Genomic DNA, 22,257 nt, shown 5'->3' on the forward strand with positions numbered 1-22,257 from the left:
TGGAAAGACGAAGGGTATATCAGTACAGCAGCGAGTACAGCTGGCGGCGATATTTAGCGGCCAGCGCGTCGCCGGTGCCGAGCGCGGCCAGAATGTCCATCAGGGTCTTGCGCGCGTTGCCGTTGGCGGCGGCCAGATCTTTCTTCAGATGCCCCATCAGCAGTTCCAGCGCTTCTTCGTTACGCCCGACCTGATGCAGCTGCAGCGCCAGCTGTACTGCCAGCTCGACGTTGCCCGGTTGCTGCTGCACCTGCTGTTGCAGCTGTTGGATTTCCGGCGTGTCCGCCGCCTGCTTCAACAGTTCAATCTGCGCCACCAGGCCCTGATAGCGGGTATCGCGATCCTGCAGCGGGATGGTCGCCAGCACCGCTTCGGCGTCTTCGCTGCGGCTGAGCGCGATCTGAGTTTCGGCCAGGGTCAGGCCGATGTCGCTGCGCTGTTGGCTGCTCTGCCAGGCGTCTTTCAGCAGCGGCAGCGCTTCGGCGGCGTTGCCGGCGGCCAGCAGTTCCTGCGCCTGCGCCAGTTTCAGATCTTCTTCCTTCGGCAGGAAACGCTGCAGCAAGTCGCGGATCGCTTCTTCCGGCTGCGGGCCCTGGAAGCCGTCGACCGGCTGGCCGTCTTTGAACAGGTAGACCGTCGGAATGGAGCGCAGCCCGAACTGGGAGGCGATCATTTGTTCGGCGTCGCAGTCCACCTTGGCCAGAATGAACTGACCGGCGTATTCCGCCGCCAGCTTGTCCAGCACCGGCGTGAGCTGCAGGCAGTGTTGGCTGCGCTCGGACCAGAAGTAGAACAGCACCGGAATGGACATCGATTGTTCCAGCGTCTGGTGCAGGTTAGTTTCGTTAATATCAACAACAGCTTGAGCTAGCATCTTTTTTCTCTCTGATCGTGCGGAGCCATGGGGTGTAGATGGGGGCGCGCCGCCATTCTTCAACCCCGGCGGGCGAATTAAGCGTTGCTGCGCAGCAGCCAATCCAGACAGCGGCCCGGCAGAATACGGCGCAGCACGCTCATGGCGTGCGCCAGCAGGGTCACCGGGTAGCGCAGTTTGGCGCGCGGGCTTTCCAGCGCGTGGCGCAGTTTGGGCAGAATGGCCTCCGGCGGCAGCGTCAGGCGTTTGGCGATGCCGGGGTTGTGCACCGGCTTGTCGCTCTGCGCCTGGTTGACGTTCTGGCTAAAGTGAGTGGAAATCGGCCCCGGTTCGATCAGGCTGACCTGAATGCCGCTGCCGTGCAGCTCCATGCGCAGCGCGTCCGACCAGGCCTCCAGCGCGAACTTGCTGGCGGCGTAGGCGCCGCGCCCGGCGCTAGAGACCAGCCCCATCACCGAACTGGTCTGGATAATGCGCCCTTCGCCGTGCGGCAACATTGCCGGCAACAGCAGCTGGGTCAGCTGGTGGGTGCCGAACAGGTTGGTGGCGAACTGCCGCTCCAGCTGGCTGCGCGAAATGCGGCTGAGCGGGCCGTAAACGCCGAAACCGCCGTTGTTGAACAGGCCGTACAGGCGACCGTCGGTCAGCGCGATCACCTCGGCGGCGGCGCGCTCGACGCTGGCGCTGTCGTCCAGATCCAGCTCGATGCCTTCCAGCCCGAGCTGGCGCATGTTTTCCACGTCCTCCGGCTTGCGGCAGGCGGCCAACACCCGGTAGCCGCGGTTGCGCAGATCCTGCGCCGCAATCAGTCCAATCCCGCTGGAGCAGCCGGTTATCAATACCGCTTTTTGCATAACTTTACCTAGTGTACGACCCTAATTTAGTTAGACTCATGTTTTACTAGCGGTTCCAGGCGCTCCGCCATCCAAGTGGCGATAAACGGCTGGGCGTCCCCATTGGGGTGCAATCCGTCATCTTGCATCCATTCCGGCTTCACCACCACCTGTTCCATATAGAACGGCAGCAGCGGAATGTTGAACTGTTTGGCCAGCGCCGGGTAGACGGCGCTGAACGCCTCGGTATAGCGGCGGCCGTAGTTCGGCGGGATACGGATCTGCATCAGCAGCGGCTGTGCGCCGGCCTGCTGCACCTGCGTGATGATCTGGCCGAGTTCGCGCTGTATGTCCTGCGCCGGGAAGCCGCGCAGGCCGTCGTTGGCGCCCAGCTCGATCAGCACCCAGCGCGGCTGATGCTGTTTCAACAGCGCGGGCAGACGCGCCAGCCCCTGTGCGGCGGTGTCGCCGCTGATGCTGGCGTTGACCAGCTGCGGCGCGCCCGGTTTTTTCTGCCACTGTTCGGCCAACAGCGTCGGCCAGGCCCGCTCGATCGGCAGGCGGTAGCCGGCGCTTAAACTGTCGCCCAAAATCAACAAGGTATCGGCGGCGGCAGCGCGTAAACTGAATAATCCCAACAGCAAAAGGAAGGGAAGATGCCAGCGGAAAACGTTCTTGAAGTTCATCATCTTAGTAAACACGTTGGTCAGGGTGAGCATCAGCTCACCATCCTTACCGGAGTCGAGCTGCTTGTCAAACCCGCGCAGACGATCGCCCTGATCGGCGAATCCGGATCGGGGAAATCGACCCTGCTGGGCATTTTGGCCGGGCTGGATGACGGCAGCGAGGGCGAGGTGCGCCTGCTCGGCGAGTCGCTGACCGCGCTGGACGAAGAGGGGCGCGCCGCGCTGCGCGCCAAGAACGTCGGCTTCGTGTTTCAGTCGTTCATGCTGGTGCCGACGCTGAACGCGCTGGAGAACGTGCAGCTGCCGGCGCTGCTGCGCGGCGAGAGCGACAGACAGAGCCGCGAGCAGGCGGTGCAACTGCTGGAACAGCTGGGGCTGGGGAAACGGCTCGATCACCTACCGGCGCAGCTGTCCGGCGGCGAGCAGCAGCGCGTGGCGCTGGCGCGCGCCTTCAGCGGCCGGCCGCGGGTGCTGTTCGCCGATGAACCGACCGGCAACCTCGATCGCCAGACCGGCGATCGCATCGCTGACCTGCTGTTTTCCCTCAACCGCGATTTTGACACCACCCTGATCCTGGTGACCCATGACGAAACGCTGGCGGCGCGCTGCCAGCGGCGGCTGCGGCTGCGCGAAGGCAAGCTGTGGGAGGAAGCATGATCTGGCGCTGGTTCTGGCGCGAATGGCGCTCGCCGTCGCTGCTGATCGTTTGGCTGGCGCTGACGCTCTCCGTCGCTTGCGTGCTGGCGCTGGGCAGCATCAGCGATCGCATGGACAAAGGGCTCAGCCAGCAGAGCCGCGACTTTATCGCCGGCGATCGGGTGCTGCGCAGCGCGCATCCGGTACCGGAAGGCTGGCTGCTGGACGCGCAGCAGCAGGGGCTGAAACTGAGCCGTCAGCTGTCGTTCACCACCATGACCTATGCCGGCGATCGGCCGCAACTGGCGGACGTGAAAGCCACCGATCTGGCCTATCCGCTGTACGGCAAGCTGGAAACGCGCCCGGCCAACATCAAACCCGAACCGGGCAGCGTGCTGGTGGCGCCGCGTTTGCTGGCGCTGCTGAACGTGAAAGTGGGGGATTCGCTTGAGGTGGGCGACACCACGCTGCGCATCGCCGGTGAAATCATTCAGGAGCCGGACGCCGGCTTCAACCCGTTCCAGACCGCGCCGCGCATCATGATCAACCTGGCGGACGTCGATAAGACCGGCGCGGTGCAGCCGGGCAGTCGTTTGACCTATCGCTACATGTTCGCCGGCGCCGAGCCGGATATTCAGCGTTACGAAGAACGGTTGACGCCGCTGTTGACGCCGGATCAGCGCTGGTTCGGGCTGCAGGAGTCCGGCAGCGCGCTCGGCAAGTCGCTGCAGCGATCCCAACAGTTCCTGCTGCTGTCGGCCCTGCTGACGCTGCTGTTGTCGATCGCCGCCGTGGCGGTGGCGATGAGCCACTATTGCCGCAGCCGCTACGATCTGATCGCGGTGCTGAAAACCCTCGGCGCCGGGCGCGGCGCGCTGCGTAAGCTGATCGTCGGCCAGTGGCTGGCGGTGATGGCGCTGGCGGCGGTGTGTGGCGGGGGGATCGGGCTGGCGTTCGAAGCGCTGTTGATTCGCCTGCTGAAGCCGGTGTTGCCGGCCGCATTGCCCGCCGCCGGCGCCTGGCCGTGGCTGTGGGCGCTCGGCGCGCTGGTGCTGATTTCACTGCTGGTCGGGCTGCGGCCGTACCGTCAGTTGCTGGCTACCCAGCCGCTGCGGGTGCTGCGCCGCGATGTGGTGGCCAACGTCTGGCCGCTGCGCTACTTCCTGCCGGTGACGGCGGCGGTCGTGGTGGCGCTGCTGGTGACGCTGATGGGGGCCAGCACACTGCTGTGGGCGATCCTGGCCGGTATGGCGGTGCTGGCGCTGCTGCTGGGCGGCATCGGCTGGGGCAGCCTGCTGTTGCTGCGACGCATCACGCTCAAGAGCCTGGCGCTGCGGCTGGCGGTCAACCGCCTGCTGCATCAGCCGTGGGTGACCATCAGCCAGCTGGCGGCATTTTCGCTGTCGTTCATGCTGCTGGCGCTGCTGTTGGTGCTGCGCGGCGATCTGCTCGAACGCTGGCAGCAACAGCTGCCGCCGGACAGCCCGAACTATTTCCTGCTCAACATGACCGAGGCGCAGGTGCCGCAGGTGAAAACCTTCCTGCAGCAGCACCAGATCAAGCCGGAAACCTATTATCCGATCGTTCGAGTGCGTCTGACCGAGATAAACCAGCAGGTGGCGACCGAGCGGGTGCATGAAGACGATCCGGGCGGCGAGGCGGTGAACCGCGAGCTGAACCTGACCTGGTTGGCCGATCTGCCGGCTCACAATCCGCTGGTGGCGGGCAGTTGGCCGCCGAAAAGCGGCGAGGTCTCGATGGATGAAGGCATTGCCGGGCGGCTGAAGATCACGCTGGGCGACACGCTGACCTTCAGCGGCGATACCCAGGCGTTTAGCGCGAAGGTCACCAGCCTGCGCCAGGTGGATTGGGAAAGCCTGAAGCCGAACTTTTACTTTATCTTCCCGCCCGGCGCGCTGGACGGCCAGCCGCAGACCTGGCTCACCAGCTTCCGCTACGACGGCGACGGCCAGATGCTGACCCAGCTCAACCGCCAGTTTCCGACGCTCAGCCTGCTGGATATCGGCGCGATCCTGAAACAGGTCGGCGGCGTGCTGCAGCAGGTCAGCCGCGCGCTGGAAGTGATGGTGGTGCTGGTGGTGCTGTGCGGCGGCCTGCTGTTGCTGGCGCAGGTGCAGGTCGGCATGCGTCAGCGGCGTCAGGAGCTGGTGGTGTACCGCACGCTGGGGGCCGGCAAACGGCTGCTGCGCCGCACGCTGTGGTGCGAGTTCGCCCTGCTGGGGCTGGTGGCGGGCATCGCGGCGGCGGTGGGTGCCGAGGCGGCGCTGTGGCTGCTGCAGAGCCGGGTATTCGACTTCCCGTGGACGCCGACGCCGGTGCTGTGGTGGGCGCTGCCGCTGACCAGCGCGCTGCTGCTGTCGCTGTGCGGCGGTTGGCTGGGCGTGCGCCTGCTGCGCGGCCGGGCGCTGTTCCGCAGTTATGAGGGCTGATCTTGCTATCGCAGGTCTGTTGCCGCCAGGCGTGGCCGGGCCTGCCGTTTTTTCGCGCGTTACTGGCGCTATTCATCTTCATGCCCACCCTGAGTGAAATCGATTACATTTATGTCATGTCGATACGGCTGCCGTTAATCATCGGTGCAACGGGTATCGGGTCAGTCTCGCCTGTTTTATGCATTAATTTAGAGTTTTATGCATAAATCAAGTGACTTTGTCGCCTTAAAAAACAGCGCATCCATTTTTAATAGGGTGTAATCGTTTTCACTAATGTGATCGCACTCACTTATCTCCGACGCATTGCCTCCTATCATGTCGCACACTGATGACCGTTTTCTCCTGGAGGCTGTATGAGCGATACCGTCAAAGTTACACCGGCGGAGAAAAGCCCGACCCATGTCGGCATGACTTTTTTCGTCTGTTTTTTAGCCGCGTTGGCCGGCCTGTTGTTCGGTCTGGATATCGGCGTAATCGCCGGCGCTCTGCCGTTTATTACCGACACATTTCAGATCACCAGCTCTCAGCAGGAGTGGGTGGTCAGCTCAATGATGTTTGGCGCCGCCGTCGGTGCCATCGGCAGCGGTTGGATGAACTTCCGGCTGGGGCGCAAATACAGTTTGATGATCGGCGCCATCCTGTTCGTGGCGGGATCGCTGTGTTCTGCGTTCGCCCCCAACGTGGAGGTCCTGATCGTTTCACGCATTCTGCTGGGATTGGCGGTGGGTATCGCTTCTTATACTGCGCCGATTTATCTCTCTGAAATCGCGCCGGAAAAAATCCGTGGCAGCATGATCTCGATGTATCAATTGATGATCACCATTGGTATTTTGGCGGCTTACCTGTCTGATACGGCGTTCAGCTATACCGGTGCCTGGCGCTGGATGTTGGGCGTCATCACCATCCCGGCGGGGCTGTTGTTGGTCGGCGTGTTCTTTTTACCTGACAGCCCGCGGTGGTTGGCCTCGCGCAATCGTCATGAGCAGGCGCGTCAGGTGTTGGAGAAGCTGCGCGACAGCAGTGCCCAGGCGCAGTATGAGCTGAATGAAATTCGTGAAAGCCTCAAACTGAAGCAAAGCGGTTGGGCGTTGTTCAAAGGCAATAAAAATTTCCGCCGCGCGGTTTTCCTTGGCATTCTTCTCCAGGTGATGCAGCAGTTCACCGGGATGAACGTCACCATGTATTACGCGCCGAAGATTTTCGGTCTGGCGGGCTTCGCCAGTACGGAACAGCAGATGTGGGGCACGGTGATCGTCGGTTTGGTCAACGTGCTGGCCACCTTTATCGCTATTGGACTGGTCGATCGCTGGGGCCGCAAACCCACCCTGATCCTCGGGTTTATCGTGATGGCTGTCGGCATGGGGGCGCTGGGAACCATGATGAACATCGGCATGAACTCGGCGGCGGAGCAATATTTCGCCATCGTCATGCTACTGATGTTTATCGTCGGCTTTGCCATGAGCGCCGGCCCGTTGATTTGGGTGCTGTGCTCAGAGATCCAGCCATTGAAAGGCCGCGATTTCGGCATCACCTGTTCCACCGCCACTAACTGGATCGCCAATATGATCGTGGGGGCGACATTCCTGACCATGCTGAATTCGTTGGGTAGCGCTCACACCTTTTGGGTCTACGCGGGGCTTAACGTGCTGTTTGTTTTCATCACGCTGGCGCTAATCCCGGAAACCAAAAATATTTCGCTGGAACACATTGAACGCAATCTGATGGCCGGCAAACCGTTGCGTAACATCGGCTCACGTTGATCTTTGCGGCAATAAAAAAGGTTCAGCCTGGGCTGAACCTTCTTCTTTTCGGCGGTGTAAACCGTTAAGCCAGCTTCTGCTGTGCCCAGGCCAGCCCGCTTTGGTATTCGCCCGGCAGCAGCGGCGCCAGCGCCTGCAGTGCCTGGCGCAGATCGGCGGCGCTCGGGTCGTTCAGATTGAGATGGCCGACCTTGCGGCCCGGGCGCACCTCTTTCTCATACCAGTGCAGATGCACCAGCGGCAGCGACAGCCACTGTTCGTTGACGGCGGTGCCGATCAGGTTGACCATCACCGACGGTGTGCTCACCACCGGCTGCGGCAACGGCAGGCCGAGGATGGCGCGCAGATGCAGTTCGAACTGGCTGATGGACGCGCCGTTTTGCGTCCAGTGGCCGCTGTTGTGCACGCGCGGCGCCAGTTCGTTGATCAGAAGCCGATCGCCGACGATAAAGCACTCCATCGCCATTACGCCGACGTAGTTCAGCTCGTTCAGGATCGCCGCCAGCATCTGCTCGGCCTGTTGCTGCAGCGCCGCGTTGGGCTGCGGCAGCGCCACGCTGGTGCGCAGGATGCCGTCTTCATGCAGGTTGTGGGTCAGCGGGTAGAATACCGAACGGCCGTCGTGGCCGCGTGCGCCCACCAGCGATACTTCGCCGGAGAAATTGATGCCTTGCTCGACGATGCACTCGCCATAGGCGTCGGCCGGCAGTTCGGCTTCCTGGCCCGGACGCAAACGCCATTGGCCGCGGCCGTCATAGCCGCCGACTCGGCGTTTGACGATCGCCAACTCGCCCAGCGAAGCGAATACCTGCGGCCATTCGGCGGCGCTCGCCAGCAGCTGCCACGGCGCGGTCGCCAGGCCGAGCTGGTCGAGCAGCTGTTTTTGCGTCAGGCGATCCGCCAGACGCGGAAAGATGTCGCGGTTGACGAAGGCGCTGTGGGTCGCCAACTCGCGCGTCAGCGCGGTTTCCGGCCAGCGTTCGATCTCGGCGGTAATGACGCTGTTCTGATACGGCACCGCCTCGGGCTCGGCATCGATGCCGACAGGGTAGACGGCAATGCCCAGCGGTTCGCCGGCCTGGCGCAGCATGCGCCCCAGTTGGCCGTTGCCCAGTACGCAAACCGGCTTCATGCGTCCTCCCGCGGATCGGGGTGGTTCAAGACGTCTTCGGTCTGTGCCTGACGCCAGTCCGCCAAACGTTGTGCCAATGCGGCATCGTGCAGCGCCAGGATCTGCATCGCCAGCAGCCCGGCGTTGGCGGCGCCGGCTTTGCCGATCGCCAGCGTGCCCACCGGAATGCCGCGCGGCATCTGGACGATGGAGTACAGGCTGTCTACGCCGCTCAGCGCGGCGCTTTGCACCGGCACGCCCAGCACCGGCACCAGGGTTTTCGCCGCCAGCATGCCCGGCAGGTGCGCCGCACCGCCGGCGCCGGCGATGATCACGTCAAAACCGTTGGCGGTAGCCTGCTCGGCGAAGCTGAACAGCTTGTCCGGCGTGCGGTGAGCGGAAACGACTTCGACATGGAAGGGGACATCGAGCTGGGTCAGGACTTCGGCGGCGAACTGCATGGTGGCCCAGTCACTTTTCGATCCCATTACAATTGCGATTTTCGCCCCGGTAGTGGCGGCTGAAGCGGCGTTGGCTCCCATGGGTGTAAGGCTCCTGTGATTTTTCTGGCGTCGGCTGAGGGCCGAATGAGGGCGTAGAGCATACCATGAGCGCACGGCGAGGAAAACGGTTGCGTCGCCGGTTTTCAGCGCCGAAAGCGCGAATTTTCACTCGCGCGCCAGCCCGGGGCTCAGAATGGGAATTGGATCAGCTCGACGGCGTCGGCGCTGACTTTGATCATCGATCCTTCGACGTGCCAGGCGCCCAGCACCGCGCGATGGGCTTCGCCGTTGCTCAACGCCAGCCGGTGCACCGCCGGGCGATGGGTATGGCCGTGGATCATCCAGTGCACGTCGTGGTGCAGCATCGTCTGTTCGACTGCCTGCGGGTTGACGTCCATGATGGCGTCCGACTTGCCCTGGTTGGATTGCTGGCTGCGGGCGCGCATGTTGGCGGCGATCTTCAGTCGCCAGCGCAGCGGCAGCGCGAGGAACAGTTTTTGAATCAGCGGGTTGTGCACTTTACGGCGGAATTGCTGATAGGCTTGATCGTCGGTGCACAGGGTGTCGCCGTGCAGGATCAGGATCCTGCGGCCGTACAGCTCCAGCACTTTTTCTTCCGGCAGCAGCTGCATGCCGCTGGCGCGAGCGAAGCGCTTGCCGAGCAGAAAATCGCGGTTGCCGTGGATGAAGTAGCAGGGCACGCCGGCCTGTTGCAGCGCTTTCAGCGCCGCGGCGATCTCCGCGTGCAGCGGCTCGGGATCGTCGTCGCCGATCCAGGCTTCAAACAGGTCGCCAAGGATGTACAGCGCGTCGGCGTGCACCGCTTCGCGCCGTAAAAAACGCAGAAAACCGGCAGTGATTGCCGGTTCCTGTGCGCACAAGTGCAGATCTGCGATGAACAGCGTACTCATGCAGCCGCGATTACTCGCTGACGGTCACGCTGTTGATCACGACGTCTTCTACCGGTACGTCCTGGTGCATGCCGCTGCGGCCGGTTTTCACGCCTTTGATCTTGTTGACCACGTCCATGCCTTCAACCACTTCAGCGAACACGCAGTAGCCCCAGCCCTGCACGTTTTCGCCGCGGAAGTTCAGGAAGTCGTTGTCAGCCACGTTGATGAAGAACTGTGCGGTGGCGGAGTGCGGATCGTTGGTACGCGCCATTGCCAGGGTACCGATGGTGTTTTTCAGACCGTTGTTGGCTTCGTTCTTGATGGTCGCGTTGGTCGCTTTCTGGTTCATGCCCGGCTCGAAACCGCCGCCCTGGATCATGAAGCCGTTGATCACACGGTGGAAGATGGTGTTGTCGTAGAAACCGGCGCGGCAGTAGTTCAGGAAGTTTTCAACGGTAACCGGCGCTTTGTCAGCAAAGGTCTTGATAACGATATCGCCGTGATTGGTGTGGAAAGTAACCATAGTTTTAATCCTAACAAGGTGAAGTGAGACGTCACGTAAAGCGAGTGAACATTCAGACCGCCCTTATAACATATCCGCCCCAGCGAGTCAGCAGCGGCTCAACCGCGCACTGTCTGTGGTAATCGCGTAGTTGTTATATTATAACAATTACGTCGGCCGCTGAATTTCGTGCATTTTATTCGCGTGAAGTCAGCAAAGCATGGCCTTAACCTTGCAATAGATCAGGCTTCAGGTTTCAATACGCTACCGGGCGGAAAACCTGAAGCCCGGTTATCTTTTTTGTTATCACGCACACCACGGAATCTCCCGATGCTAAAGATTTTTAATACCCTGAGTCGTCAAAAAGAGGAATTCAAACCCATTCATGCCGGGAAAGTGGGCATGTACGTGTGCGGGGTAACCATCTATGACCTGTGTCACATCGGGCACGGTCGTACCTTTGTCGCTTTCGACGTGGTGGCGCGTTACCTGCGCTATCTCGGCTATTCGCTAAACTACGTGCGCAATGTCACCGACGTGGACGACAAAATCATCCGCCGTGCAGCGGAAAATCATGAGACTTGCGACCAGCTGACCGAACGTATGCTGGCGGAAATGCACGCCGACTTCGACGCGCTGCTGATCGATCGCCCGGATCAAGAGCCGCGTGCGACCCAGCATATCGCCGAGATCATCGAGATCACCCAGCGCCTGATCGATCGCGATCACGCCTACGTGGCCAGCAACGGCGACGTGATGTTCTCCATCGACAGCGATCCGCAATACGGGCTGCTGTCGCGCCAGGATCTGGATCAGCTGCAGGCCGGCGCGCGCGTAGAGATCGACGACGTGAAGCGCAACCCGATGGACTTCGTGCTGTGGAAGATGTCCAAGCCGGGTGAGCCGAGCTGGCAGTCGCCGTGGGGGCCGGGCCGTCCGGGCTGGCATATCGAATGCTCCGCCATGAACTGCAAGCAGCTGGGCACCCACTTCGACATCCACGGCGGCGGTTCCGATCTGATGTTCCCGCACCACGAGAACGAGATCGCGCAGTCGAGCTGCGCCCACGACGGTCCGTACGTCAATTACTGGATGCACTCCGGCATGGTGATGATCGACAAAGAGAAGATGTCCAAATCGCTGGATAACTTCTTCACCATTCGCGACGTGCTCGGCCATTATGATGCGGAGACGGTGCGTTACTTCCTGATGTCCGGCCACTATCGCAGCCAGCTGAACTACAGCGAAGAGAACCTCAAGCAGGCGCGCACCGCGCTGGAGCGCCTCTATACCGCGCTGCGCGGCACCGATGCCGACGCCGCGCCGGCCGGCGGCGAAGCGTTCGAAGCCCGCTTCCGCGAAGCGATGGACGACGACTTCAACACCCCGGAAGCCTATTCGGCGCTGTTCGATCTGGCGCGCGAGGTTAACCGCCTCAAGGGTGAAGACATGGTGGCGGCCAACGGCATGGCGGCGGAACTGCGCAAGCTGGCGAACGTGCTCGGCCTGCTGCAGCAGGAGCCAGAGCAGTTCCTGCAAGGGGGCGCTCAGGTTGACGACGGCGAAGTGGCGGAGATCGAAGCGCTGATCAAACAGCGTAACGAAGCGCGCGCCGCGAAGGATTGGGCGCTGGCGGATGCCGCTCGCGATCGGTTGAACGAGATGAATATCGTGCTGGAAGACGGCCCACAGGGCACCACCTGGCGCCGCAAGTAATCCGGCCGCAGGGAAAAACAAAAAAGGCGCTGAATTCAGCGCCTTTTTCTATGGCTGCGGGTTAGGGTTTAACCACGACCTTGCCGCCGTTGAACTCCACTACCTGATCGGCGACGATCTTGCAGCGCTTACGGGTTTCGACCTTGCCGTCGACTTTCACCCGCCCTTCGGCGATGACTTCTTTGGCGCCGCCGCCGCTTTCACACCAGCCCTGGAACTTCAGCAGATCGCACAGTTCGACGTGGGGATGATTGTCCAGATTGAAAATTTCCATACTGCCTTACTTATTTAGGTTGAACGTCGTGATATTCCTCGCAGGCCTGCAAGGTATTTTGGATCAGTGTAGCAACGGTCATCGGGCCAACGCCACCCGGCACCGGGGTGATGTAGGCGGCGCGCTCGCTGGCGGCGTCGAAATCGACGTCGCCCACCACTTTACCGCTTTCCAAGCGGTTGATGCCGACGTCCACCACGATGGCGCCCGGTTTGATCCAGTCGCCCGGAATGAAGCCCGGCTTACCGACCGCCACCACCAGCAGATCGGCGTTCTCGACGTGATGACGCAGATTCTTGGTGAAGCGGTGGGTGACGGTGGTGGTGCAGCCGGCCAGCAGCAGCTCCATGCTCATCGGGCGGCCGACGATGTTGGACGCGCCGACCACCACGGCGTTCAGGCCGTAGGTATCGATGTTATAACGCTCCAGCAGGGTGACGATGCCGCGCGGCGTGCACGGGCGCAGCTTAGGGGCGCGCTGGCACAGGCGGCCGACGTTGTATGGGTGGAAGCCGTCGACGTCTTTGTCCGGGTGGATGCGTTCCAGCACCTTGACGTTATCGATGCCGGCCGGCAGCGGCAGCTGCACCAGAATGCCGTCGATTTCCTCATCGGCGTTCAGCTGGTCGATCAACGCCAGCAGCTCGGCTTCACTGGTGGCAGCGGGCAGGTCGTAGGAGCGGGAAAGGAAGCCGACTTCATCGCAGGCGCGGCGCTTGCTGGCGACGTAAATTTGCGAAGCCGGGTTCTCGCCGACCAGCACAACCGCCAGCCCTGGGGCGCGTTTGCCGGCCGCCAGACGTTGTTTCACTTGCTCAGCCACTTCGTTTCTAACCTGCTGCGCAATCGTTTTACCATCAATAATCTTTGCTGACATCAGTGTGGAAATCCATCAATTAAGAAAAGCGGGGATGCCGCTATTCTGGCAGAAGCTGAGCGCGCTGTCAGGCGCAGAATCACCCTCGCGACCGTTGCCGGCGGCGATTTACGCTTTTTTTATGCCCGCCTCAGGATCCTCTACGCCATTTTTACCTGCATTTGCATACGCTGGGGCCATACACAGGGCGAAAGAGGGCAGGATCATGAGAGCGATAACCCGGCTTTATCCGTTGCATCACCAGCCTGGCGAGCAACCGGTGGAGCCTAAACATGTGGGAGAAACGGTGTTCGATTCTTCGCTGCATCCGGCGGACAGCGCGCAACTCACCGCGCTGCATCAGCTCGGTAAGCATGAAGGAGCGCCGTCGTGGCGGGCGCGCTTGAGCGCGCTGTGGCGGAGGCTGTGCGCATGAAGGGCTGCGCCTGGGTAGGCTGCACGCTATTGTTGGTTTGGGCGCCGTGGAGCCAGGCTTCTTTAAACAGCGCACGCCCTGACGCTACACTGGGGGAAAGGATGGCGACGACCTGCAACGCACGGGGGGTTGAGCTTGCGGATTGGGGTAACATCGCCGCGGTGGTGCAGTCAGCTCACCTTTGCCGGTGGCGGGGCGACGTGCGGCAGTGGTCTGAACGCGCGCCGATTTACGTAGGCGTCGGTCTGGTTCAGCATCGTGGCGACCGGTTGACGGGAACCCTCGCCGCGCGGGCGCTGGCGGAAAAAACGCCATAAAGCACGGCCGCCGCCGTAACGTCATGAAAAGGCATTGACTCGCTAACCTCTGACCGTATAATCCCAACCCGCAGCCGCAGGTTGCCGCATCTCAATGCGCCCTTAGCTCAGTTGGATAGAGCAACGGCCTTCTAAGCCGTAGGTCATAGGTTCGAATCCTATAGGGCGTGCCATTACTCCCTGATGTTCTTCCCCCTACTTTTTCCCTTGAAAATTCGACTGTGTAATCCATACTCCCGTTGGCTCGCCATTGAGCGCCATGCTATGTTCGTTCGCTAAATTTAAGACAGTGGCAGAGTGAAAAATGCAAAGCTTATTCGTATACGGCACCCTGGGGCCGGGCAGACCCAACGCGCACATCATGGAAGCCATCGGCGGCAGCTGGGAAGAAGGCAGCGTCGGCGGATCGCTGCTTAACCAAGGCTGGGGCGCCGAGATGGGCTACCCGGGCATCGTGCTGGATAACAGCGGCAATCGGGTGAACGGTTTTCTGTTCCGTTCAGCTAATCTCGTCAATCACTGGCCGACTCTCGATGCGTTCGAAGGCGAGGGTTATGCGCGGGTGGCGGTCAGCGTCACCACCGCCGGCGGCGAAACCGTCGATTCGTTTATCTACATGTTGAAGAAATGATACGAACCGCCTCGCCGAGTGGGTGCGAGGTGCTTGACCCGCCGGCAATTGAACTTTCGTTTATTTTGCCGCGCTACAATAGGCGAAAATTTCCCCGTGGAGCCTATCGTGCGCAAATCCAGATTCCTGCTCGTGACCTTGCTGTGCCTGTGCGCCGCCGCCGTGCTGTACGTCATGGCTTACCGGGCGCTGGGGCATTACCTCAGCGATGGCGAGAAAGCTTACCCGGATATCACCGTTGAAATCCGCTGAGAGCCACGCGGCGCCGCGGTGATTGCACCGACTTTTTCGCACTGATTTACCCGCCATTTACCCGCCGTCGGCAATGATGACGCTGCGTCTCCACACGGTGTGGTTCTCTTGGGCGGAATGCCGTTATGTCACTGCAGCAGGTATCGAATGTTTCTTTGAGCAACAACGGCTTAAAGGGCATCGGTTACAAACATTTCGCGTTGGCGATCGTGGCGTTTTCGGCGATCGTGCGATTTATTTCCTTATCAGATCGGTATTTTTGGTGCGATGAAGCCTCCAGCGTACTGACCAGCCGCTATGACGTGGGCGCTTTGCTGTACCACGCTTCTTTCGATGTTCACCCGCCGCTTTATTACCTGTTGCTGCATGGCTGGATGGCGCTGTTTGGCGACGGCATCATGGCGGCCCGCTCGCTGAGCTTGGTGTTCGGCGTAATGACGGTGGCGCTGGCGATGCGCTTTACCCGTTGGTTGGCCAATGAGCGGGCGGCGCTGATAGCGGGGTGGCTGATGGCAATCATGCCGATGGCGGTGCGTTACAGCCAGGAGGCGCGCATGTACGCGCTGATGGGGATGCTGGCGATCGCCGCCGCCATGGCGTTGGCGAAGTGGCTGAAAACGCCGGATAACCACCGTTACCTGGCGCTGTATGCGTTATTGATGACGCTGAGCTTTTATACCCACTACTTCACGATTTTTACGCTGATCGCTCACTGGCTGGTGCTGCTGGCGCTGTCGTGCCGCCGCGAAGGCGTACGTTACATCAAGCAGCCGGCGTGGTGGCTGGCCAATGTGGCGATCGGGGTGGCCTACATTCCCTGGCTGCTGGTGCTGTTCAATCTGCTGGCGCATATCGCCGAGCTGCGGGTCGGCGGCGACGTCGGTTGGATCCCTCAGGTTTCCTGGGGCGATCTGCCGGCGATGTATTGGCGTTTTCTCACCGGTCATGATGGCAGCAATTATCCGACGGTCATTCTCTGGCTGCTGCCGGCGATGTTTATCGCCCTATGTTCATTGCTACTGTGGCGGCGGGAGACGCCGAGAACATTCTCGCTGCTGCTGCTCGGCGGCATTCTGATCCCGGTGACGTTGGTATTCGCCATTTCCTGGCGTTCGCCGCTGTTTGTCGATCGCTATCTCTACTCGGCTGCGCTCGGCATTCCGTTGGTGTTGGGCGTGCTGATCGCAGGAACGAAAAGCCGGGTGCGGGGGATCTCTTTGCTGTTGTTCTTCAGTTTGCTGTTCGGCTGCGGCGTGCGTAACGATTACCCGGTCGAGAAAGATGAGTTCAAGGCGATGGTGCACTACATCAACAGCCACTATCAGCCCAACGATGCGGTGGTGGTCAGCAATATGTTCAACTACCTCAGCTATGTGTATTACAACAAGAAGGGCTATCGCGCTCTGCTGTATACCCCGGCCAGGCCCAACGGCATTTCGGGCAAGCCCAATGCCTATGGTTTCGGCACTTTCTTCCATGACCGGGCGGCGCAGACCTACGTCGATAAGCTCAGCGTTTTATCGAAAGGCCATCGCCGGGTCTGGCTGGTCAGCGGCGGCGATTTCAATCAGGACTTCGGCCGTTCGCCGCCGGGATGGGTCAATACCAGCACCTTCAAAAGCGGCGGTTTTGAGTCACGCCTGTTCGTGGTGCGTTGAGAAAAATGTCATATTTCCCATTCGGCGTTACATCTGGCCGAGCAAACTTACGCGGGGATGACAGTTCTATACATTGGGATTGGTACTGTAGCTCTACCCGATGATGTTGTGTGTTATCCATTCCCTGTAGTGTATTACCCCATCCCTGTTAAGTTTATCCCGCCTTGTGCGGGATTTTTTTTATCTGCGCCGGGCGAGATGCACGCCGCCGGTCATGATGTTGCGGGTGACCGGCAGGGCGAGAAAATCGTGCGGGAATCCCAGCTCGATGGCGCTGAGATCGTCCAACCGTCGCCAATGATCTTCCGCCAGCGCCACCTTCAATGCACCGAGGTTATCTTCCAATTGCGACAGGGTACGGGCGCCGACAATCGGCGCGGTAACCGTCGGGTGACGCAGAGTCCAGGCCAGCGCGATTTGTGATGGGGTATACCCGGTCTCGTGAGCTATCTGGTTGACGGCGTCGGCGATACCGAGATTGCGTGCGTTCAATGTCCCCTTGGCGCGCACGGCTTCGCGCCGAGTGCGCGCTTCATCCGGCGACGGTTGCAGATCCTGTCGCCGGTATTTGCCGCTTAATACGCCGCCGGCCAGCGGCGACCAGGGGATCACGCCTAACCCCAATTCTTGCGCCATCGGCAGCAGTTCGCGTTCGACGGTGCGTTCCAGCAGGCTGTACTCGATTTGCAGGGCGATCAGCGGTGACCAGCCGCGCAGGTCCGCCAGCATTTGCATTCTGGACGCCTGCCAGGCGGGGAGATCGGACACCGCCACATACAGCACTTTCCCGGCGCGCACCAGGTCGTCCAGGGCGCGCATGACCTCTTCCACCGGGGTGGTGAAATCCCAGGCGTGCAGATAGAGCAGGTCGATGTAGTCGGTATTGAGCCGTTGCAGGCTTTCTTCAACCGATCGCAGCATGCTTTTGCGATGGTTGCCGCCGGAATTGGGATCGTCCGGCTGCATCGGCAGGGTGTATTTGGTGGCGATCACCAGCCGATCGCGGCGCCCGGTGGCGAATTCCCCCACGAAACGTTCGGCGCTGCCCTCGGTATAGCGGTTGGCGGTATCGATAAAGTTGCCGCCGCGTTCGACATAAACGTCAAACAGGCGCCGAGCCTCGGCCTGTTCGGCACCCCAACCCCAGTCGGCGCCGAAGGTCATGGTGCCCAGTGCCAGCGGTGAAACGCGCAGGCCGGAACGGCCCAATAAACGATAGTGATCCAGCGATAGTGAGGTGTTCATAGGCATTCTCCCGTGTAGGTAGCGTCTACGATAGCGCCCGCAGGTTGTTTAAGGAATGCGCTATAATCTTCATGAATTATTAAGGAGAGAGAGCATAATGAGGGGCAGTGATTTCGCCGAGTTGCGCGCCTTTGCCGCGATTGTTGAGCACGGCGGTTTCGCCCGTGCCGCCGCACATTTGGGCGTGTCCGCTTCGGCGCTCAGCCAAACGCTGCGCAACCTGGAGGCGCGTCTGGGCGTGCGTTTACTGAATCGCACCACTCGCAGCGTGGCGCCGACTGAAGCCGGAAGACTGATGTTGGCGCGCCTGACGCCCGCGATGGCCGAGATCGACGCGGCGGTGGCGCAGGCGGTAGAGCAACGCCAGAACCCCTCAGGTCTTTTGCGGCTTAACGTAACTCGCGTGGCGGCGTTGCATTTTCTGGCGCCCTTGATCGCGCCGTTTCATCATCAATACCCCGATATTACGCTCGATCTTAATGTTGAGGAGCGGCTGGTGGATATCGTTGCCGGCGGTTTTGACGCCGGCGTGCGGCTGCACGAGAAACTGGCGAAAGATATGGTGGCGGTCAAACTGGGCGGGGAGGTGCGGATGCGCGTCGTCGCTTCGCCGGCGTACTTGGCGCGTCACGGCCGGCCGTTAACACCGAGCGACCTGCATCGACATCGCTGTTTGAATTACCGCTGGCCGACCAACGGCAGTTTGTATCGCTGGGAATTTGAGCGCGACGGTGAAAAGCAGGAGATCGCCGTGGAAGGGCCGGTGATAGTCGATGAGCCGGAAGTCTTGGTGCGGGCTGCGATGGATGGGGCTGGCATTGCCTACCTGTTTGAGCAACAGGTTGCCGCCGGTATGGCCGATGGCCGGTTGTTGCCGCTGCTCGATGCCTGGACGCCGCCGTTCCCCGGTTTCTATCTGTACTATCCGGCAAATCGCCAAATGCCGCGCCCGCTGCGCGCTTTTATCGACTTTGCTCGTCAACCGGCAGAGCAGGGCGTGTAACGCGATTTTTTTGAATAACACCGTCAGTTTTATTCGGTATTCAGCCGCTGCGCGCTTGATTAGATTGAACGCGAGAGGGGTGCCGTCGGTGCCTTTGTGCAATGAGTGGAGAATTTCTATGGCGAAGACAGTAGTGGTGTTTCATTCCGGCTACGGCCATACCGAGCGTTTGGCGAAAGTGGTAGCGGAAGGTGCCGGGGCGGAACTGATCGCCATCGATCAGAACGGTGATATCAGCGACGAAGCCTGGCAGACGCTGGATGAGGCGGACGCCATCATCTTTGGTTCGCCAACCTATATGGGGGGCCCGTCGTGGCAGTTCAAGAAGTTCGCCGACGCGAGCTCCAAGGCCTGGTTCGGCCGCAAGTGGCAGGACAAAGTGTTCGGCGGCTTTACCAACAGCGCCAGCCTGAACGGCGACAAGCAGGTGACGCTGATCGCGCTGCAGACGCTGGCTTCGCAACATGGTGGCCTGTGGGTCAGCCTGGGGCTGCTGCCGGCCAACACCAAATCGGCGCAGCGCACCGACGTCAATAACCTGGGCGGTTCGGTGGGGCTGCTGGTGCAGACCCCGGCGGATGCCGGCGTGGATGAGATGTTGTCGGGCGATCTGGCGACCGCCAAGCTCTATGGCCAGCGCGTAGCGGGCTTTGCCGCCAAACTGGCGTAAGGCCTTCCGTGCAGAGAGAGCGGCGGTGCGGTTGAACGGACGCCGCGTTCATTTTCTCTGCACAATTGGCGTGTAAGCTGCGAAATGTTATTAGCCTGCTTGGGCTAACACTGCATTTCGTACAAATATTCCCGGTTCCTAGGCCGGGTTTTTTGTTGCTAAGGTCTGCTTAAGCTTTCACCGCTATACTGCGCGGCAGCACGGGCATGCAATGCATGGCCGTGTTGTAACTGTCGATTTGCTGTTGTTCAGGCAAGCCCGCGCTATGCGGGCTTTTTTTGGGTTGTTATTGCACGGGCGGCCCAGTTGCAGGAAAATAATCGCGCAGTTATTCAAACATCATTCAACGACCAATAACCACAAAATTATTAATGTAATTAACGCCGTCGGCGGCCTATTACGCTATGCGCTATGCTGACAGCAGAGTCGGCATTATTTGCTGACGCTATGCGGGTGAGACCGCCGCGGTCGCATCAGGCTAAGAAAAGTCTGTTAATTAAATGTTAACGATTTTTATTATTGATTTGTCTGGCTTTTTTGGTTGAAATTCGAATTGACTATCCCTCACTGGCCGGGCGAGAGAGTATGCATATTATTATTCTGGTTATTAGCAAAATATGGGCGAGGCGATGAACGCCAGAATAAACGCCAGGCATGGCCTGCCGCTAACGGTTCAGCTGATCAATCTTTTCATGCTGGCTTTTTTACTTTCTCTGGTGGGTATTCTTAGCCGACCGATTGGCTCGCTTTCCTTATTTTGGCCGGTGAATGCGATTCTGCTCGGCCTGCTGCTGCGCAAACCCGTTTATGCCACGCCGCTCGGCTGGCTTACCACCTATCTGGGCATGGTCGCCGCCGATCTCAGCACCGGCGAAGGCTGGTCCCTGGCGCTGTGGCTGAACGCCTGCAACATGTCGCTGATCGCCGTCGGTTACGGTATCATGCTGATGCTGCCCCAGTCTCAACGGCGCATGGGTAAACCCCAGGCGATACTCTATATGTTCAGCGCCAGTCTGGCCGGTGCGGCGGTGGCGTCGACGCTGTCGGTGCTGCGCAACGACAGCCTGTACAACAACACGGTGGTGGTTGCCTGGCTGGCCTGGTTCAGCGAGCAGTTCTCGACGACCTTGCTGCTGTTGCCGGTGCTGATGGCGGCGCCGCGGCTGAAGCAGCTGTTGCGCATGCAGGTGCGTTGGCGTTTGAAAGGCTGCCTGCCGCTGCTGGCGCTGCTGCTGTCGCTGGTGTTCAGCGTCTATATCGGCGGGCCGGGCGCCATCGCCTTCCCGATCCCGGCGCTGCTGTGGTGCGCGGTGCGCTACCCGCTGTTCCCCGTGACGTTGCTGACGCTGTTGACCGGCATGACCGAAATCAGCAGCATTTCCGCCAACCTGGTGCTGTACGAAACGCCGAACAACCACAACGCCTTCCTCGACACGCTGATGTCCGCCCGCTTGGGCATCGCCATGCTGGTGATGGGGCCGCTGATCCTCGCCAGCTCTATCGCCGCCAATCGCAAGCTGATGCGGCGTCTGGAGCACAGCGCCAACCACGATTTTCTGACCGGGGTGCTGGCGCGCAGCGCGATGACGCGCAAAGCGGGCGAGCTGCTGGAGCACAAGCACCGCTCGAAAGAGGCGGTGTCGCTCCTGCTGATCGACATCGATCATTTCAAGCAGATCAACGATACGCACGGCCACAGCGCCGGCGATCAGGTTTTGGCGTCGTTCGCGCACATCGTGCGGCGCGAGCTGCGCCACGATCAGCTGTTCGGCCGCCTGGGCGGGGAAGAGTTCGCCATCATGCTGCCGCGCGCGCTGGCGGCGCAGGGCGTGGCGCTGGGGGAGCATCTGCGCCGGCTGGTGGAGCAGGCGCAGCTGCAGGCGGAGGGCAAACAGACGCTGAAAATCACCATCAGCGTCGGCGTCGCCAGCCTGGCGATGAACGAGGTCAAATCGCTGGAGCAGTTGATGAATATGGCGGATATCGCGCTGTATCGCGCCAAATCGCAGGGGCGTAATCGGGTGGAGTCGTTCAATGTGGTGAGCGGCAACAGCGTCGAGCATATCCTGTTTCGCTAAGCGTTTTCAGCCCTGTCTGGGTTCGAATCGGGTCTCGCAATTAGGGCAAATCAGTATTACGTCTTGCAGCATCGCCGCGCATTTTTGCCGGGTAACATAGCCGCATTTAGGGCAGACGATGTTGGTGGAACGGTTGGTAAAACCTTTGACGCTGTGGGAATCGGACATATCGATAGCCTGTGCCAGGTGAAAACTCACGCTAACACAGGAGACGATAAATTACGTTGGTTATTTTCTGCACATCGCTGCTTACAGGCTCTTCAGCGCCTTGATGGTCTCATCCATATCGATCTCGTGCTCGGAGAAGGTATGGGTGGTGTTCTGGAAGGTGGTGATGGTCAGCATGCGCAGCGTTTGCATGGCCTGCGCCTGGTCTTCTGACTGCGGGCGAATGCGGTTCATCAGCAGGCCGACCGACAGCACGGTGTTCTCTTTATCCACGTCGGCTTTGACCGGCACTTCCTTGGTGAAAGTATTGAAAGACTTGATGCTGGTGATCTTGATTCTTTCATTGGCGATGATGATGTATTTGCTGGGCGCCAATACTTTGACCGCATAAGCCGACGGGCCTTTGGTGTTGTTGGTCGGTTCGAAGGTCACCGCTGCGTTTTTCTTAATCAGCTCCGGGTTTTGCACTTTAATCACGTGAAAATAACGATTTTCTCCGTTCTCGTCGGTAATAAAGCCGAAGCCTTTGTCTTCAAAAAAAGTCGTTATCTTGCCGTTCATCGCTATTCTCACAAAAGGGTTCTATACAGCGCTTATGATAGCGCGGAATGCCTTGCAGCGACAGATTGCGCGGGCGGCATTTAGTCATGCGATAACGGCATTTAGCGGCTTTCCCCCCACATGCTATGTTCATGCTGACTTCAT

At 60.3% G+C, this 22,257-nt stretch carries 23 protein-coding genes and 1 tRNA gene; 12 read left to right on the forward strand and 12 right to left on the reverse strand.

Annotation, left to right across the window (positions count from 1 at the left end; genetic code table 11):
• Positions 1-19: 19 nt before the first annotated feature.
• The 3 genes from QDT79_RS09685 to tesA all read right to left on the reverse strand — a co-directional run bounded on the left by QDT79_RS09685 (position 20) and on the right by tesA (position 2,393).
• Positions 20-874, reverse strand: a complete 855-nt coding sequence (locus QDT79_RS09685; protein WP_033647233.1) for a co-chaperone YbbN — start codon at positions 872-874, stop codon at positions 20-22.
• Positions 875-951: 77 nt separating this feature from the next.
• On the reverse strand, positions 952-1,728 hold the full coding sequence (locus tag QDT79_RS09690; protein ID WP_107227211.1) for an SDR family oxidoreductase: 777 nt from the start codon (positions 1,726-1,728) through the stop codon (positions 952-954).
• Positions 1,729-1,754: 26 nt separating this feature from the next.
• On the reverse strand, positions 1,755-2,393 hold the full coding sequence (gene tesA, locus QDT79_RS09695) for a multifunctional acyl-CoA thioesterase I/protease I/lysophospholipase L1 (protein ID WP_199200131.1): 639 nt from the start codon (positions 2,391-2,393) through the stop codon (positions 1,755-1,757).
• Here tesA and ybbA point away from each other — a divergent pair.
• From ybbA to QDT79_RS09710, 3 genes are all read left to right on the forward strand, one after another.
• Complete coding sequence (gene ybbA / locus QDT79_RS09700; protein ID WP_063991019.1) at positions 2,364-3,050, forward strand: putative ABC transporter ATP-binding protein YbbA; 687 nt, start codon at positions 2,364-2,366, stop codon at positions 3,048-3,050. The genes tesA and ybbA overlap by 30 nt on opposite strands.
• Entirely contained in the window at positions 3,047-5,479 is a 2,433-nt protein-coding gene (gene ybbP / locus QDT79_RS09705) for a putative ABC transporter permease subunit YbbP (protein WP_107227214.1), read from the forward strand. Before ybbA ends, ybbP begins: the two co-directional genes overlap by 4 nt.
• Positions 5,480-5,832: 353 nt before the next feature.
• Complete coding sequence (locus tag QDT79_RS09710) at positions 5,833-7,239, forward strand: sugar porter family MFS transporter (protein WP_033642138.1); 1,407 nt, start codon at positions 5,833-5,835, stop codon at positions 7,237-7,239.
• A gap of 64 nt (positions 7,240-7,303) precedes the next feature.
• Here the strand turns inward: QDT79_RS09710 and purK are convergent, their stop codons facing one another.
• The 4 genes from purK to ppiB all read right to left on the reverse strand — a co-directional run bounded on the left by purK (position 7,304) and on the right by ppiB (position 10,269).
• On the reverse strand, positions 7,304-8,371 hold the full coding sequence (gene purK / locus QDT79_RS09715) for a 5-(carboxyamino)imidazole ribonucleotide synthase (protein WP_063991022.1): 1,068 nt from the start codon (positions 8,369-8,371) through the stop codon (positions 7,304-7,306).
• Entirely contained in the window at positions 8,368-8,892 is a 525-nt protein-coding gene (gene purE / locus QDT79_RS09720) for a 5-(carboxyamino)imidazole ribonucleotide mutase (RefSeq protein ID WP_033653219.1), read from the reverse strand. The genes purK and purE overlap by 4 nt, the downstream gene beginning before the upstream one ends.
• A 149-nt stretch (positions 8,893-9,041) precedes the next feature.
• Entirely contained in the window at positions 9,042-9,764 is a 723-nt protein-coding gene (locus tag QDT79_RS09725) for a UDP-2,3-diacylglucosamine diphosphatase (RefSeq protein WP_063991023.1), read from the reverse strand.
• Between the two features lie 10 nt (positions 9,765-9,774).
• Positions 9,775-10,269, reverse strand: coding sequence for a peptidylprolyl isomerase B (gene ppiB / locus QDT79_RS09730; protein WP_004940183.1), 495 nt, complete (start codon positions 10,267-10,269; stop codon positions 9,775-9,777).
• Positions 10,270-10,578: 309 nt separating this feature from the next.
• Between ppiB and cysS the strand changes: the two genes are divergently transcribed.
• A complete protein-coding gene (gene cysS / locus QDT79_RS09735; protein WP_308316442.1) occupies positions 10,579-11,964 on the forward strand; it encodes a cysteine--tRNA ligase in 1,386 nt (461 codons plus the stop codon).
• 61 nt (positions 11,965-12,025) lie between these two features.
• Here cysS and ybcJ read toward each other — a convergent pair whose 3' ends face one another.
• Both ybcJ and folD read right to left on the reverse strand, forming a co-directional pair.
• A complete protein-coding gene (ybcJ, locus tag QDT79_RS09740) occupies positions 12,026-12,238 on the reverse strand; it encodes a ribosome-associated protein YbcJ (RefSeq protein WP_055312584.1) in 213 nt (70 codons plus the stop codon).
• A gap of 10 nt (positions 12,239-12,248) precedes the next feature.
• A complete protein-coding gene (gene folD, locus QDT79_RS09745) occupies positions 12,249-13,115 on the reverse strand; it encodes a bifunctional methylenetetrahydrofolate dehydrogenase/methenyltetrahydrofolate cyclohydrolase FolD (RefSeq protein WP_004940177.1) in 867 nt (288 codons plus the stop codon).
• Between the two features lie 205 nt (positions 13,116-13,320).
• Between folD and QDT79_RS09750 the strand changes: the two genes are divergently transcribed.
• The 5 genes from QDT79_RS09750 to QDT79_RS09770 all read left to right on the forward strand — a co-directional run bounded on the left by QDT79_RS09750 (position 13,321) and on the right by QDT79_RS09770 (position 16,388).
• On the forward strand, positions 13,321-13,530 hold the full coding sequence (locus tag QDT79_RS09750) for a hypothetical protein (RefSeq protein WP_074181293.1): 210 nt from the start codon (positions 13,321-13,323) through the stop codon (positions 13,528-13,530).
• Between the two features lie 413 nt (positions 13,531-13,943).
• Positions 13,944-14,020: transfer RNA gene (locus QDT79_RS09755), tRNA-Arg, on the forward strand.
• 131 nt (positions 14,021-14,151) lie between these two features.
• Complete coding sequence (locus QDT79_RS09760) at positions 14,152-14,478, forward strand: gamma-glutamylcyclotransferase family protein (protein ID WP_063991069.1); 327 nt, start codon at positions 14,152-14,154, stop codon at positions 14,476-14,478.
• Positions 14,479-14,586: 108 nt separating this feature from the next.
• Positions 14,587-14,730, forward strand: coding sequence for a hypothetical protein (locus QDT79_RS09765; RefSeq protein WP_162846218.1), 144 nt, complete (start codon positions 14,587-14,589; stop codon positions 14,728-14,730).
• 125 nt (positions 14,731-14,855) lie between these two features.
• Positions 14,856-16,388: a glycosyltransferase family 39 protein gene (locus QDT79_RS09770; RefSeq protein WP_308316443.1), complete on the forward strand. Its 1,533-nt coding sequence runs from the start codon at positions 14,856-14,858 to the stop codon at positions 16,386-16,388.
• Between the two features lie 180 nt (positions 16,389-16,568).
• Here the strand turns inward: QDT79_RS09770 and QDT79_RS09775 are convergent, their stop codons facing one another.
• Positions 16,569-17,633 (reverse strand): aldo/keto reductase, encoded by a 1,065-nt coding sequence (locus tag QDT79_RS09775; RefSeq protein WP_308316444.1) that lies wholly within the window; start codon positions 17,631-17,633, stop codon positions 16,569-16,571.
• A 97-nt stretch (positions 17,634-17,730) separates the two neighbouring features.
• Here QDT79_RS09775 and QDT79_RS09780 point away from each other — a divergent pair, with 97 nt between their 5' ends.
• The 3 genes from QDT79_RS09780 (at position 17,731) to QDT79_RS09790 (ending at position 21,384) form a co-directional block, all read left to right on the forward strand.
• Positions 17,731-18,636 carry a LysR family transcriptional regulator gene (locus tag QDT79_RS09780; protein WP_063991072.1) on the forward strand — a complete coding sequence of 302 codons (906 nt, stop codon included), beginning with the start codon at positions 17,731-17,733 and terminating at the stop codon, positions 18,634-18,636.
• A gap of 118 nt (positions 18,637-18,754) precedes the next feature.
• The gene (locus tag QDT79_RS09785) at positions 18,755-19,306 is read left to right on the forward strand and encodes a flavodoxin family protein (RefSeq protein ID WP_004940045.1); all 552 of its coding nucleotides are present in this window, start codon (positions 18,755-18,757) and stop codon (positions 19,304-19,306) included.
• Positions 19,307-19,935: 629 nt separating this feature from the next.
• Positions 19,936-21,384, forward strand: a complete 1,449-nt coding sequence (locus QDT79_RS09790; protein WP_063991178.1) for a GGDEF domain-containing protein — start codon at positions 19,936-19,938, stop codon at positions 21,382-21,384.
• Between the two features lie 6 nt (positions 21,385-21,390).
• Here QDT79_RS09790 and QDT79_RS09795 read toward each other — a convergent pair whose 3' ends face one another.
• A complete protein-coding gene (locus QDT79_RS09795) occupies positions 21,391-21,552 on the reverse strand; it encodes a YnfU family zinc-binding protein (RefSeq protein ID WP_216637450.1) in 162 nt (53 codons plus the stop codon).
• An 81-nt stretch (positions 21,553-21,633) separates the two neighbouring features.
• The gene (locus tag QDT79_RS09800) at positions 21,634-22,113 is read right to left on the reverse strand and encodes a cold-shock protein (protein WP_004940042.1); all 480 of its coding nucleotides are present in this window, start codon (positions 22,111-22,113) and stop codon (positions 21,634-21,636) included.
• Positions 22,114-22,257: the final 144 nt, after the last annotated feature.

The organism is Serratia marcescens, from assembly GCF_029846115.1.
Taxonomy (GTDB): Bacteria; Pseudomonadota; Gammaproteobacteria; order Enterobacterales; family Enterobacteriaceae; genus Serratia; species Serratia marcescens_L.

Bases quoted from the DNA above. Each gene is read 5' to 3' on its own strand.
- QDT79_RS09685 (WP_033647233.1), bottom strand. From the start codon at position 874: ATGCTAGCTCAAGCTGTTGTTGATATTAACGAAACTAACCTGCACCAG.
- QDT79_RS09690 (WP_107227211.1), bottom strand. From the start codon at position 1,728: ATGCAAAAAGCGGTATTGATAACCGGCTGCTCCAGCGGGATTGGACTG.
- ybbA (WP_063991019.1), top strand. From the start codon at position 2,364: ATGCCAGCGGAAAACGTTCTTGAAGTTCATCATCTTAGTAAACACGTT.
- tesA (WP_199200131.1), bottom strand. From the start codon at position 2,393: ATGAACTTCAAGAACGTTTTCCGCTGGCATCTTCCCTTCCTTTTGCTG.
- ybbP (WP_107227214.1), top strand. From the start codon at position 3,047: ATGATCTGGCGCTGGTTCTGGCGCGAATGGCGCTCGCCGTCGCTGCTG.
- QDT79_RS09710 (WP_033642138.1), top strand. From the start codon at position 5,833: ATGAGCGATACCGTCAAAGTTACACCGGCGGAGAAAAGCCCGACCCAT.
- purK (WP_063991022.1), bottom strand. From the start codon at position 8,371: ATGAAGCCGGTTTGCGTACTGGGCAACGGCCAACTGGGGCGCATGCTG.
- purE (WP_033653219.1), bottom strand. From the start codon at position 8,892: ATGGGAGCCAACGCCGCTTCAGCCGCCACTACCGGGGCGAAAATCGCA.
- QDT79_RS09725 (WP_063991023.1), bottom strand. From the start codon at position 9,764: ATGAGTACGCTGTTCATCGCAGATCTGCACTTGTGCGCACAGGAACCG.
- ppiB (WP_004940183.1), bottom strand. From the start codon at position 10,269: ATGGTTACTTTCCACACCAATCACGGCGATATCGTTATCAAGACCTTT.
- cysS (WP_308316442.1), top strand. From the start codon at position 10,579: ATGCTAAAGATTTTTAATACCCTGAGTCGTCAAAAAGAGGAATTCAAA.
- ybcJ (WP_055312584.1), bottom strand. From the start codon at position 12,238: ATGGAAATTTTCAATCTGGACAATCATCCCCACGTCGAACTGTGCGAT.
- folD (WP_004940177.1), bottom strand. From the start codon at position 13,115: ATGTCAGCAAAGATTATTGATGGTAAAACGATTGCGCAGCAGGTTAGA.
- QDT79_RS09750 (WP_074181293.1), top strand. From the start codon at position 13,321: ATGAGAGCGATAACCCGGCTTTATCCGTTGCATCACCAGCCTGGCGAG.
- QDT79_RS09760 (WP_063991069.1), top strand. From the start codon at position 14,152: ATGCAAAGCTTATTCGTATACGGCACCCTGGGGCCGGGCAGACCCAAC.
- QDT79_RS09770 (WP_308316443.1), top strand. From the start codon at position 14,856: ATGTCACTGCAGCAGGTATCGAATGTTTCTTTGAGCAACAACGGCTTA.
- QDT79_RS09775 (WP_308316444.1), bottom strand. From the start codon at position 17,633: ATGAACACCTCACTATCGCTGGATCACTATCGTTTATTGGGCCGTTCC.
- QDT79_RS09780 (WP_063991072.1), top strand. From the start codon at position 17,731: ATGAGGGGCAGTGATTTCGCCGAGTTGCGCGCCTTTGCCGCGATTGTT.
- QDT79_RS09785 (WP_004940045.1), top strand. From the start codon at position 18,755: ATGGCGAAGACAGTAGTGGTGTTTCATTCCGGCTACGGCCATACCGAG.
- QDT79_RS09790 (WP_063991178.1), top strand. From the start codon at position 19,936: ATGAACGCCAGAATAAACGCCAGGCATGGCCTGCCGCTAACGGTTCAG.
- QDT79_RS09795 (WP_216637450.1), bottom strand. From the start codon at position 21,552: ATGTCCGATTCCCACAGCGTCAAAGGTTTTACCAACCGTTCCACCAAC.
- QDT79_RS09800 (WP_004940042.1), bottom strand. From the start codon at position 22,113: ATGAACGGCAAGATAACGACTTTTTTTGAAGACAAAGGCTTCGGCTTT.